At 57.7% G+C, this 12,373-nt stretch carries 12 protein-coding genes; 11 read left to right on the plus strand and 1 reads right to left on the minus strand.

All coding sequences use genetic code 11. From position 1 onward, the window contains the following. Window positions 1-48 precede the first annotated feature (48 nt). The gene (locus AC2FLZ_RS11900; protein ID WP_496882201.1) at window positions 49-1,155 is read left to right on the plus strand and encodes a Hint domain-containing protein; all 1,107 of its coding nucleotides are present in this window, start codon (window positions 49-51) and stop codon (window positions 1,153-1,155) included. Between the two features lie 27 nt (window positions 1,156-1,182). Here AC2FLZ_RS11900 and AC2FLZ_RS11905 read toward each other — a convergent pair whose 3' ends face one another. Beyond that, the gene (locus AC2FLZ_RS11905) at window positions 1,183-2,379 is read right to left on the minus strand and encodes an NnrS family protein (protein WP_480555370.1); all 1,197 of its coding nucleotides are present in this window, start codon (window positions 2,377-2,379) and stop codon (window positions 1,183-1,185) included. Between the two features lie 243 nt (window positions 2,380-2,622). Between AC2FLZ_RS11905 and AC2FLZ_RS11910 the strand changes: the two genes are divergently transcribed. The 10 genes from AC2FLZ_RS11910 (at window position 2,623) to nirJ (ending at window position 12,284) form a co-directional block, all read left to right on the plus strand. Continuing rightward, window positions 2,623-4,299 (plus strand): cytochrome D1 domain-containing protein, encoded by a 1,677-nt coding sequence (locus tag AC2FLZ_RS11910; RefSeq protein ID WP_480477367.1) that lies wholly within the window; start codon window positions 2,623-2,625, stop codon window positions 4,297-4,299. A gap of 124 nt (window positions 4,300-4,423) precedes the next feature. Further along, window positions 4,424-6,211, plus strand: coding sequence for a NapC/NirT family cytochrome c (locus tag AC2FLZ_RS11915; protein ID WP_496715973.1), 1,788 nt, complete (start codon window positions 4,424-4,426; stop codon window positions 6,209-6,211). A gap of 54 nt (window positions 6,212-6,265) precedes the next feature. Continuing rightward, window positions 6,266-6,667: a cupredoxin domain-containing protein gene (locus tag AC2FLZ_RS11920; RefSeq protein ID WP_480520494.1), complete on the plus strand. Its 402-nt coding sequence runs from the start codon at window positions 6,266-6,268 to the stop codon at window positions 6,665-6,667. A gap of 200 nt (window positions 6,668-6,867) precedes the next feature. After that, window positions 6,868-7,629, plus strand: coding sequence for a uroporphyrinogen-III C-methyltransferase (gene cobA / locus AC2FLZ_RS11925; protein ID WP_480477373.1), 762 nt, complete (start codon window positions 6,868-6,870; stop codon window positions 7,627-7,629). Window positions 7,630-7,675: 46 nt separating this feature from the next. After that, a complete protein-coding gene (locus tag AC2FLZ_RS11930; protein WP_480477375.1) occupies window positions 7,676-8,005 on the plus strand; it encodes a c-type cytochrome in 330 nt (109 codons plus the stop codon). After that, window positions 8,002-9,147, plus strand: coding sequence for a cytochrome D1 domain-containing protein (locus AC2FLZ_RS11935; RefSeq protein ID WP_496882202.1), 1,146 nt, complete (start codon window positions 8,002-8,004; stop codon window positions 9,145-9,147). The genes AC2FLZ_RS11930 and AC2FLZ_RS11935 overlap by 4 nt, the downstream gene beginning before the upstream one ends. Window positions 9,148-9,150: 3 nt before the next feature. Further along, window positions 9,151-10,140, plus strand: a complete 990-nt coding sequence (ahbB, locus tag AC2FLZ_RS11940; protein ID WP_480520490.1) for a siroheme decarboxylase subunit beta — start codon at window positions 9,151-9,153, stop codon at window positions 10,138-10,140. Next, on the plus strand, window positions 10,137-10,586 hold the full coding sequence (locus AC2FLZ_RS11945) for an Lrp/AsnC family transcriptional regulator (protein WP_480520488.1): 450 nt from the start codon (window positions 10,137-10,139) through the stop codon (window positions 10,584-10,586). Before ahbB (AC2FLZ_RS11940) ends, AC2FLZ_RS11945 begins: the two co-directional genes overlap by 4 nt. Next, on the plus strand, window positions 10,583-11,065 hold the full coding sequence (ahbB, locus tag AC2FLZ_RS11950) for a siroheme decarboxylase subunit beta (protein ID WP_480494078.1): 483 nt from the start codon (window positions 10,583-10,585) through the stop codon (window positions 11,063-11,065). Before AC2FLZ_RS11945 ends, ahbB (AC2FLZ_RS11950) begins: the two co-directional genes overlap by 4 nt. Window positions 11,066-11,069: 4 nt before the next feature. Next, entirely contained in the window at window positions 11,070-12,284 is a 1,215-nt protein-coding gene (gene nirJ / locus AC2FLZ_RS11955; RefSeq protein WP_496715975.1) for a heme d1 biosynthesis radical SAM protein NirJ, read from the plus strand. Window positions 12,285-12,373 lie beyond the last annotated feature (89 nt).

Consider the following 12,373-nt stretch of genomic DNA (forward strand, 5'->3'; position numbering starts at 1 on the left):
ACCTGAGAAAAAGGTGAAAAATTCCGTTTCAATGATTGATGGGTGAAAATGGCGAACTATTCCTATATAGGTTATACCCCTGGTGTAATCACGGTGAATACGATTGGGCCGGACACGGTTACGTTGGATGTCAATTTTGATCCCGACACGGATCGACGTTTGTTTAGTGTGACTGACGCAGCTGGTGGTTTTATTCAAAACGGAGGTGGAGCACCTGTTGTCGATACAGGGGATGTTTTCAACGGTGACCGCTTTGACGACGAAGACGGCGATGACCTGACGCAGACCGGTACTATCACCACCCTCGATGGTTCGACCACCTTTTTGAGTGGCTCAATATACCTGGAAGAATCCTACATTCTGTCCAAACCAGGCGGAGGCACAATTACTGTATATCGCGTCGAAGTTGACGGCATATTGGGCGGCTATATTACCTCTGAACCTCTTGTGCCCGGCACGACCTACTCGATGAACATCGTGAATGTCACGCCGACCAATGCGCCCGACACAACTGACCCTGCTGCCATCATTGACGTGCCGTGCTTTGCTGCCGGAACACTTATCATGACGCCAGAAGGTCCGATGCCCATCGAGGATCTGAAGGTGGGTGACATGGTCGTCACTGCGGACAATGGACCGCAACACATACGTTGGATCGGAACGCGAAACCTATCGCATGAAGAGCTGGTGAAAAAACCCAAGCTGCTTCCAATCCTCATCAAGGCCGGGGCCTTGGGGTGTGACTTGCCAAAACGCGACCTGCTTGTTTCGCCACAGCACCGCATGCTGGTTCGATCCCGAATCGCCGTCAGAATGTTTGACGCAGAGGAAATCCTGGTCCCCGCTCGTATTCTTGCCGCCAGCCCTGGTATCAGCGTTGCAGATGACACCGTGTCAGTCACATATTTCCATCTTTTGTTCGACCGCCATGAAATCATCTACGCAGAAGGTGCCCAGTCAGAAAGCCTTTTTGTCGGCGCACAGGCTCTGTCCAGCGTTCCCCCAGAAGCAAGGGCGGAAATCTTCGACCTGTTTCCGGAACTTGAGACCCCAAGGTACGTTCCTCAAGCTGTGCGGCACATACCTGAAAACGGAAGACGCGCGCGTGCGCTCGTGTCCCGCCATGTAAAGAACGAACGCCCCTTGATATTCTGAATAGCAATACGCGGTTAAGGTTCCGTGTCAGCCGTGCTTCGCTGCGCGCGGCCCTGTCAGCGCAGGCCACATGGCAAACAGGTACAACCCGATTGCGGCAATCCATAACCCGTCAGCCGTCAGCATGGCCGTCATATATCCACCTGCCAGCCCGGACCCCAACCAGCGGACCAAAGCCGCCGCCGCCATCAGCCCATATCCGACCGCCATTGGCGACGGTGCAACAAGGGGCCGGCCGCTGTGGCCAAGGGCGGCGCGGCTCATGACGGCAAGGGTCATGCCACCAACGCACCCGATCCCCAAAATGTGAAGCGCGCCGATCTCATTACCATATCCGATGACGGCAGACCCCCACAGCAACAACCCAAGGGCCAGCATCATCAGGCCCAGGTGCAAAGCAATCAGGATCGGCTGCCGCAGCGCCCAACCCGCTCTCCACCGTGCCATGCGCATCAGTTGGGCGCCGCCCAACAGCAACGCGCAGATACCCGCCAAGGAAACACTACCCAAGGTCAGCACCAACAACGGCAGCATAAGGGCAAGCGCCATCACGGCCTTTTCCAGCACCGCGTTTGAAACCGGCCACAGGGCTTCGGGCACACCGTCGCGTTTCATTGCATTGCGCGTAAAGGCTGGAGTGATACGCCCCCCCAGTATCGCTATCATTGAACACAAGGTCAGCAGCCCTGCGCGCACCCCGGTATTCAACGTGTCTGTGGTGAGTCCAATCCATTCCAGATGAACCATCAGGTTGGCCACCCATACCAAACTCAGAAGATAAATAAATATCATGTTCTGTGGCTTGGGCCTGCGTACCAGCTGGCTGGCAATTTTCAGGACAAGAATTGGAACAAAGCTCAGGTCGATAATTGCGACGGTAGTCGGAGAGAGCGACCCTGATAACCACACAGCCAGCCGCCCCGCCATCCAGATCAGCGCTACGACCGTGACAAAACGCGCCCGCACTTCGGGCGTCCCGGTCCAGTTCGGAACTGCCGTCAGAAAGAACCCACCCAGCGCTGCTGTTGCATAGCCAAAAATCATCTCATGGGCATGCCACATAACCGGGGGCATTCCATAACTTTGCTCGTCATAAGGTAAAAGCCCATCCAGTGAGGCCAGCCAAATACCCCAGGCGACACCAGCAAATACGCCATAAAGACCGGCGGAAAGGAAAAATACCCGAAATCCTTCGCTGAAAATGCGCGATATTGCAGATGACATGCCTGCTCTCCATGGCCCATCTCGTCCTTCAACAAGCAGTACTGTCCGACGGGATTGGGGCACTTAACCGAAATCAAGACGTCAAAAACATGTGCGAAAAAAACAGGTTTTATTGCTGAAATCTGCACCTGGTTTTTGTCCAAAGAACGAAGTTAGCGCCGCGCCCGTTGACTTTGGTCAAGGATGACAATCCCGTGATGGATCAGTCTCCGCATTGCCTCACCACGCAAATGGAGAGTGATCATGTCACTTGGAATCAGCTACAACAAGACCGGCCGCGCTTTTGGGGTCGGATTGGCAATGTTGTTGGGCAGCGTCGCTGCTCCAGCTTTTGCCGACGAGCCAACACTTAGCGACGAAGCCTTTGAAGCTTCGAAACAACTGTACTTTGAACAATGTGCAGGCTGCCACGGGGTTTTGCGCAAAGGCGCTACCGGTAAAAACCTGGAACCGCATTGGAAGAAGACCGCAGCCGACGGCACCGTAACCGAAGGCGGCACCCTGAAACTGGGTCAGGAACGCCTTGAGAAAATCATCGCCTGGGGAACTGAAGGCGGGATGAACAACTTCTCGGACATCATGTCTGAGCAGGAAATCAAGGATATGGCGACATACATCATGATGGAGGCCCCAAAGCCGCCTGAAATGTCGCTGGAACAGATGAAGGCAACCCGCAAGGTCTACGTCGAAGAAGCGGACTATCCGACCGAACCGCTGCACGGCCGCAACTGGGAAAACTTCTTTGTCGTCATCGAACGTGACGTCGGCAAGGTTGCAGTCATTGACGGCGACACGAAAGAAGTGCTGACGCATATTCCGACCGGCTATGCCGTGCACGTCCTGAAGGCTTCGGAGCATCACAACATCACCGAACCCGAAACGCCGGGCCGTTTCTGGTATACAATGGGCCGTGACGGCAAGATGACCAAGATCGACCTCTGGCAGACGCCGGACAAGATGCTGGTTTCGGAAGTCAAGATCGCCTATGACGCGCGCGATGTCGCCGTGTCAGGTGACGGCAAATACGTCATCGGCGGTGGGTACTGGCCGCCTCACTTTGCAATCGTTGACGCGCAGACCATGGAGCCGGTCAAAGTCGTATCGACCCGTGGCACCAACGTAGATGGCGAGTATGTGGAAGAAGCCCGTGTGGCCGCTATCTACACCACGCCGAACGAACCCACCTGGATCGTTGCCGTGAAAGAGCTGGGGCAGCTCTGGCAGGTTGACTACACCGACCTCGACAACTTGCGGATCGACAAGATCAACTCGGCCAAATTCCTGCATGACGGGTTCTTCGACCCGACAGGCCGGTACTTCCAAATCGCGGCTAACGCATCGAACAAGATGGTCGTTGTCGATACTGAAACGCACAAGCTTGAGGCGATGATCGACACCGCTGCCCTGCCGCACCCCGGCCCGGGCGCGAACTGGATTGACCCAAACTGCGGACCTGTGGCGGGCACAACCCACCTGGGTGTCGGTACCGTGACAGTCTGGGGCAACGACCCAGAAGGTCATCCGGATCAGGCCTGGAAAACCTGTTACGAGGTGGAAACCGACGGCCCCGGCCTGTTTGTCCGCACCCACCCGAACTCGGATTACATCTGGGCTGATCAGACCAAACACCCCGAGCCGGAAATTCAGCAATCGGTTCAGGTCATCTCGAAAGAGACCGGCGAGATCGTGAAAACCATCCAGATCACCGAAGACGAAGGCAGTGCCGCTGTTCACTTCGAATTCAACGCCGATGGTACCGAGGTCTGGGTTTCCAAGTGGAACCTGTCGGACTCGAAGGAACCCAACGGTCAGATTGTGATCTTCGACGCCAAGACATTGGAAGAGATCGGTCGGATTGACGGACTTTACGCCCCGACCGGCAAATTCAATGTCTACAACCGGTCGAACCACGTCACCTGACGGGTTCGCAACCTAAACCGGAAAGGGCGGGCCCCTCGCCCGCCCTTTCCTCGTTTGACAGATCCGCCAAACTCACCGGCCTGCCACCTAAGGCCAGAAAAGACAGCCAAAACGGAGCCCGGATATGACTTCCGAACCGGATAAGAAAAAACCGATCTGGCGCCGGTATTTCCTGTGGGGAATGCCCGTGGCCGGTATTGCTGCGGCTTTCGCCGCCGGCATCATCTTCTGGGGTGGGTTCAACACCGCCATGGAAGCCACGAATACCAAGGAATTCTGTGTCTCGTGCCACGAGATGCGAGATTTTGTTTATGCGGAATACCAGGGCACGATCCACGACGTGAACCGGTCGGGCGTTGGTGCGGTCTGCTCGGACTGTCACGTGCCCAAGGACTGGACCCACAAAATCATCCGCAAAATAAAAGCCTCGAAAGAGCTTTATGGAAAGATGGTCGGCACCATCAACACCCGCGAGAAATTTGAAGCCAAGCGCATTCATCTTGCCATGAATGAGTGGGAGAGGATGAAATCGACGGACTCGCGTGAATGTCGAAACTGCCATGACTTTGAATCGATGATGCCCGAATTCCAGCGTCCCCGTGCGCGTCAGCAGCACCTGAACGCAATGGAAACCGGTCAGACCTGTATCGACTGCCACAAGGGCATTGCCCACTCGAACATCCGAGACCGCGCAACCGACGAGTATCTGGAGGAGCTTGAGGCGCCAAATCCGGCCTTCATCCGACAAATACCGCCAGAATACCTTGCCAGTCTTGAGCGGATCGAAGCCAAGGAAGCTGCCGAGGCCGAGGCTGAGAAAGCTGCAAAGAAAGCCCAGCAGGAGGCCGTTCAGGCCCAGATTGCGGCAGCAGTTGACGCGGCTGTCGCGGAAGAGCGGGCAACGGCTGCAACCGATGGTTCGACAACACCTGCCGGCAGTGAAAGCGGCGATGTCGGTGGCAACATCGAATGGAATGCGGTGGCCAGTGCGGAACTGAAACTGTTCTATCCAGGCCAGGCGTCCTTTGAATGGGTGCAGAACGGAAAAACCCATGGCGGGGCCCGTCCGCTGACCAAAGGTGGCGATCAATGTTCGACCTGTCATGCCAAGGAACTGGATGCGATTGGTAACAAGATCGTTGCTGGTGGCGAGCTGGAACCCACTCCGATCCCCGGCAAACGCGGTGTGATCGACGCAACCGTTCAGGCGGCACATGATGACGAAAACCTGTACATCCGTCTGCAATGGCCGGATTCAGGGCACAACCCTGCTCCGTTTGTTGATGGCGGCAAAATGGACCCCGAAAACCAAATCAAGGTCGCAATGATGATCACCGGAACCGGCATCGAGCTGGGCGATCAGGTCGGGTGCTGGGCGTCGTGCCACGCCGACAACACCTATATGCCCTTTGCGCCTGAGGCGGATGCAATTGCCGCAAACGGGGATGTTTCCGGTCGCCTGACCGCTCAGGACACCGTGACCAAGTACCTCAGCGAAAGCCGCACCGAGATCGAAATCAAAGGCAGGGGCGGCAAGGCTTTGGGCGGTTGGGACAAGTTGCAGGCCGCAGAACAGATCGAAGAGTATCTGGCTGATGGCACCTATCTTGACCTGATGCGTGTCTACGCGGACGGCAGCGCTACAAATGGCTATCTGCTGGAACAGCGTGTGGTCAATGATGGTGAGATCGCGGCCTCGGCAAACCTGTCAGGTGGCGTGTGGACTGTTGTCTTTACACGTCCGCTGAACTCGGGCGCGCCGGGCGACATTCCACTGGAGGCAGGCCGGACCTATACCGTCGGTTTTGCCATTCATGACGATTTCGCCAACGCAAGGTTCCATCACGTGACGCTGAACACCAGCCTTGCGCTGGATGATGACAGCGCGCTTATCAACGTGGTCAAGCAATAACAGTTTGGGGCCGGTTCACCCGGCCCCAAACACCTTGGAAAGGAGACATGGACCATGAAACCCCACCGCCTTCTTCCCGCGCTGCTGCTTCTTGCCGCGCCAGCCTGGTCAGATGAAACCGCCGAAATCTGTGCTGAAGCCGAAGAGCGTTATGTCGAGCTGTTCGGACACCCCTCGGCCTCGGTCGAGGACGCCAAGGTGGTTTTGATGTACAACTACAATTTCTGCCCGTTCGAACTGACCGTAAAGGCAGGTACAACTGTCCGATGGGTGAACGTCGACAAGCGCACCAGCCACAGTGTGTTGCTGAAAGACGGCAGCGAACCCGAAAGCGACCGGCTGTTCCCGGAAGAAACGGTTGAAATAACCTTCCTGACACCGGGCCCTCAGGATTATCTCTGCGGGCCCCATTGGGAGACACAGAACATGATCGGGATGATCACTGTCGAGCCCTGATCTGAGCTACTCCTACAGACTGAAAACGGAGCGCCGGCGCAAATCCCGCGCTCCTTAACTTATGTCAAGGAGGTTGGTTTTCGATTGCGCCAATCTGCCCTCATGACACGCCCGGCCTACCCAGCAACGTCCCGCAAAAGCATTGGACTCGCGCAGGAAACCCCGGGTTTCGAAGACATTCAGACCCAGCGAGTTTGAACATGAGCGGTAAGGTTTTTCTGATAGGTGCAGGCCCCGGCGACCCTGAACTAATGACGCTGCGTGCCCTGCGAATGCTGCAGGAAGCAGATGTGGTGGTCTATGACAGACTGGTGTCTGCCGACATCCTGAATCTGCACGCCGAAGGCGCGCGGCTGATCCCTGTTGGGAAAGCGCCCAAATGCCACACCGTCCCACAGGACCGGATCAACGAAATCCTTCTGGAAGAGGCCAGCGCAGGTCACACGGTCGCCCGTCTGAAAGGTGGCGATCCGATGATCTTTGGCCGCGGCTCGGAAGAAGCCGCTTATCTGATGGCCCATGGCGTGGCGGTCGAATACGCACCGGGGATAACGGCGGCGCAGGGCGCGTCCTGCTCGACCGGCGTGCCGCTGACCCATCGCGGTCTGGCCACCTCGGTTCAATATGTCACCGGACACCGGCAGGCAGACAAAGTGCTGGATCTGGACTGGAAACGCCTGGCCGACCCAGACACGACGCTGGTGGTCTATATGGGAGTGGCCAACATCGGCCAGATCGCCATGGGGCTGATGACCGAAAACCTGCCGGGATCGACGCCGGTTCTGGCCATCGGAAATGCAACGACACCTAATGAAAGCCGCCTGGTTTCACGGCTGGACCAATTGGCCAACGACGTGCGCACCTCCGGGCTGAAGGCGCCAACGCTTTTCATCATCGGCAAGGTTGTTTCACTTTATGCCGAACAGCCCGTGGCGGACATTCTGGAACGGGCCCATGGCTAAGCTGGGGTGCAGAAAACATGTGCCGTGCCCCGCGCCGAACAGAAATGTGCCTGGCCGCACGGGGTGGGTCGCCCGAACCTTTCTGACAACTGCGGTTCTGGCTGCAACGTCCGCCTTTGCTGCCGATGTTATTGATCCCAACGCACTGAAAAGACTTGTCCATCAGGATTGCGGTTCGTGCCATGGGCTGTCGCTGAAAGGCGGCCTGGGGCCCGATCTGCGCTCGAAAACACTGGAGCATTATGACGCCGAGGTTTTGACCGGCGTCATCCTTGACGGCATCCCCGATACGGCGATGCCCCCGTGGCGGCCTCTGATCAGCGAAGAAGAGGCCGAATGGATTGCCCGATACCTGCTGGAACAGGAGGCACGATGAAATACCTTATCCTCAGCCTTGCGGCGACATTGATGATGACCGCGGCCCAGGCCGAGCCGATGGCGACAGGAGACCTTGGGCTGGTGATCGAACGTGCCAGCGGATCGGTCCTGTTGGTGGACCAGTCCGACCGTGCCGCTCTGGCCCGGATAGAAGGATTGGGCGACCTGTCCCACGCCTCGTTGGTCTATTCACCGGATGAACGTTTTGCCTTTGTCTTTGGCCGCGACGGTGGATTGACCAAGGTTGACATTGTCACCCGCCAGATCGTGAACCGCGTTGTGCAGTCCGGAAACGCCATTGGCGGCGCGATCTCGGACGATGGTACGCTTGTGGCGGTATCGAATTACGAACCCGGCGGTGTGCGCGTGTTTGATGCGCAAACGCTGGAGATGGTGGCTGACATTCCCACTGGCAGCAAAACGATTGGTCTGGTCGACGCGCCGGGCCGCCGCTTCGTTTTCACCATGTGGGACACGGGCGAAACATGGATCGCGGATTTTGCACAGGGGGCGCCTGAGATCACCAGGATCACCGATATCGGCAAGAACCCCTATGACGCGCTAATCACTGCCAATGGCCGCACCTATATCGCCGGCCTGTTTGGCGAGGATGGCCTGACCGCGCTTGACCTGTGGTCCGACAACCCGGAACCGATCCGCGTTCTGCCCGGCTATGGCCGTGGTCAGGAGGAAATGCCGGTCTACAAGATGCCCCATCTGGAAGGTTGGGCGCTGACAGGGTCCGAATTCGTCTTGCCCGCCGTTGGCCACCATGGGGTTTTGTGGGTAGACGCCGCCACTCTGACCGAGACCGGACGCACACAAACCCACGGACAGCCGGTCTTTGCCATGGCCCGCCCGGACGGGCGACAGGTCTGGGTTAACTTTGCCCACCCGCTGAACGATACCATTCAGGTCATCGATACTGTCAGCAAACAGATAATTCACGAGTTCAAGCCCGGCCCGGCCGTTTTGCACATGGAGTTCACACCACGCGGGCACGAAGTCTGGATCAGTGTGCGCGATGCGAACAAGGTCATGGTTTATGACACGCGTAGTTTCGAAAAACTGCGTGAGATCGAGGCCGAAAGCCCGTCCGGCATCTTCTTTACCGCGCGTGCGCACAAAACGGGTCTGTAAGTCATGCAACACATTACAGACCCGATCGACCGTCGCTTACTGGATGAATTTCAGCGCGATTTCCCGGTAATCGAACGCCCGTTTCAGGTTCTTGGAAACGCAGTTGGGCTTGACGAAAGCGAAGTCATCCACCGCCTGACCAGAATGCGCACCACGGGCCGCATCACGCGGGTTGGCGCAACCATTACACCCGGCGTGGTGACGGCCAGTACGCTGGCGGCAGTCTCCGTCCCGGAGGAGCGGCTGGAGGAGGTCGCCGCCCTGATCGACGCCGAACCGGGTGTAAACCACAATTATCAGCGCGAGGACGCCTGGAACCTCTGGTTCGTCGCAACCGGCCCTGATCGGGCACATGTGGATGATACCCTCACACGGATCAGCCGGGTCACCGGGCTGCGTGTTCTGGATTTGCGGCTGGTGCGCCCTTTCAACGTTGATCTCGGGTTCCGCATGATCGGCGGGGTCAAAACCGTGCCCACAGCACGTCAGGTGGATGCGTCTGCGATGCGCGAGGGTGATCGGTGTCTGCTGCAGACGCTGAGCTCGGGTTTGTCTCTGGTCGCCGAACCTTATGCAGATTTGGCACATTCACTGAACCGGGACGTTGATGATGTGATGGCGCGAGTCATCGCGTTGCATACTGCCGGTATCATTTCGCGGCTGGGCGTCATCGTACGTCACCGGGCTCTTGGCTGGTCCGCCAATGCGATGGTTGTCTGGGACTTGCCAGCAGAGCAGATCGACACAGCCGGCCCCGCTTTGGCGGCTTTCCCCGGTGTGACATTGTGTTACGAGCGCAACCCGGTGCCCGGTGTGTGGCCATATCGCCTGTATTCCATGATCCACGCGCGGTCCCGCAGCGAAGCATTGGACGTACTGGCCCGTGCGACGGCCTTGCCCGAACTGACGGGTGCACGGAACAAGGTTCTGTTCTCAACCCGCTGCTTCAAGCAGACTGGTGCGCTGATTCAAACCAAGGAGGTCGCCGCATGACGCTGGACCAAACCGACCGTGCGATTCTGAACCGTATGCAGGACGATCTGCCACTGGTTTCACATCCTTACGCAACTGTCGCCAAAGAACTTGGACTGACCGAGGCCGAATTACTGGCACGCCTGACGCGCATGAAAGAGTCCCGTGTCATCACACGTTTTGGGCCGTTTTTCGATGCCGCAGCAATGGGCGGTGCCTTTTGCCTCTGTGCGATGGCCGTTCCGGCTGGGGAATTCGAAGCGGTCCTGACCAAAGTCAATGCACATCCCGAGGTCGCCCATAATTATGAACGTACGCACCGGCTGAACATGTGGTTCGTTTTGGCCACGGAAACGCCCGAAGGGATCGAGGCCGCAGCCGATGCAATCGAACGGGAAACGGGGATCGAGGTTCTTTGTTTCCCCAAACTTCAGGAATTCTACATCGGCTTTCGGGTGGCGGCATGATCGACGCAACAGACAGACAGATTATCCAAGCACTGCAGGGCGGATTGCCGCTGGTTACCGCCCCATATGCTCAGGTTGCTGATGATCTGGGGATGCAGGAAGCCGACCTGCTTGAGAGGCTGTCAGCCCTCAAAGCACGCGGCGTAATCCGCCGCATCGCAGCCGCCCCTAACCACTACAAGCTGGGAATGACCTCGAACGGCATGACTGTCTGGGATGTCGAAGATGACCGCATCGCCGAATTGGGCGCTCAGATCGGTGCTCTACCCTTTGTCACCCATTGCTATGAACGCCCGCGCGCCTTGCCCGACTGGCCCTATAACCTGTTTGCCATGGTTCACGGTTCGGATCGGGATGAAGTCGAGGAAAAACGCGCCCAGATCACTGCGATCTTGGGTGACGCCTGCCGGGCCAAGGATATCCTCTATTCCACGCGCATCCTGAAAAAGACCGGTTTGCGCCTGAAAAAGAAAGGCTGAGACGATGTTTCGCCTGACCGAATACATGCACCAGCTGGTCAAACCGACCCCGGTGCGAAAACGCCGCCCCGGCCCTGTGAAGCCGGTGGTGATCTGGAACCTGACGCGGCGCTGCAATCTGAAGTGCCGTCATTGCTATACCGTCTCGGCGGATGTTGCGTTCCCGGGCGAGCTCAGCCACGAGCAAGCCATGGTAACCCTTGAGGATCTGGGCCAGTTTCGCGTCCCGGCCCTGATCCTCTCGGGTGGGGAACCACTGGACAGGTTCGATTTCTTCGACATTGCCAAACGTGCCCGAAACCTTGTGCCGATGCTGGCGCTGTCGACCAACGGGACACGAATTCATGATGAGACCGCCGACATGATTGCCGATGTCGGATTCAACTATGTTGGCATCTCGTTGGATGGGATCGGGGCCACGAATGACTGGTTCCGCGGTGTTGAAGGGGCTTTTGCAGACGCCCTGCGCGGTGTGCGTGAATGCAAGAGGCGCGGCATCAAGGTTGGCTTGCGGTTTTGCCTGACCGAAGGCACGCAGCATCACCTGCCGGACCTGCTTCAGCTATGCGACGACGAGGGCGTCGACAAGTTCTACCTTTCGCATCTGGTTTATGCCGGGCGCGGTGACAAGAACCGCGGCGAGGATGCCGAACATCAGCGCACCCGCAAGGGAATGGATCTGCTGTTGGAGCGCGCGTGGGAGGCTGCCTCGGGCGGTCGCCCGCTGGACATCGTGACCGGCAACAATGACGCAGATGCGGGGTATTTCCTGAACTGGATTCGTACGCATTTCGACGCTGACAAGGCCGCGCATGTCCGCGAGCATCTGGCCGCTTGGGGAGGAAATTCCAGCGGTTTGGGCGTGGCCAATATCGATAATCTGGGCCGGGTCCATCCTGACACGTACTGGTCCGATTACACAGTAGGCAACGTTAAGACGACATCGTTTTCCGAGCTTTGGACCAGCGACGATCCGATGCTGGCTATGCTGCGCACGCGTCCGCGCCCCCTTAAAGGGCGCTGTGGGGCTTGCGAGCTAAAGGATGTCTGCGGTGGCAACACCCGCATCCGAGCCCTGCAACTGACCGGTGATCCCTGGGCCGAAGATCCGGCCTGTTACCTGACAAACGAAGAAATCGGTGTTGACGACGCAGGCGAGCGTCTGCAGGTTACGCCGTTCCGGGGGAAAAGCCATGATCCGGCGCATCAATTCTTTTAGTTCCGTCTGCTCTGAGCCTTCGACATGGGCGCCAGAGACACCTAAGGGGGCCTCCGGCGGGAGTATTTTTGAAAAGATGAAGCTCGTGT

The organism is Ruegeria sp. YKSF131 (assembly GCF_059612645.1).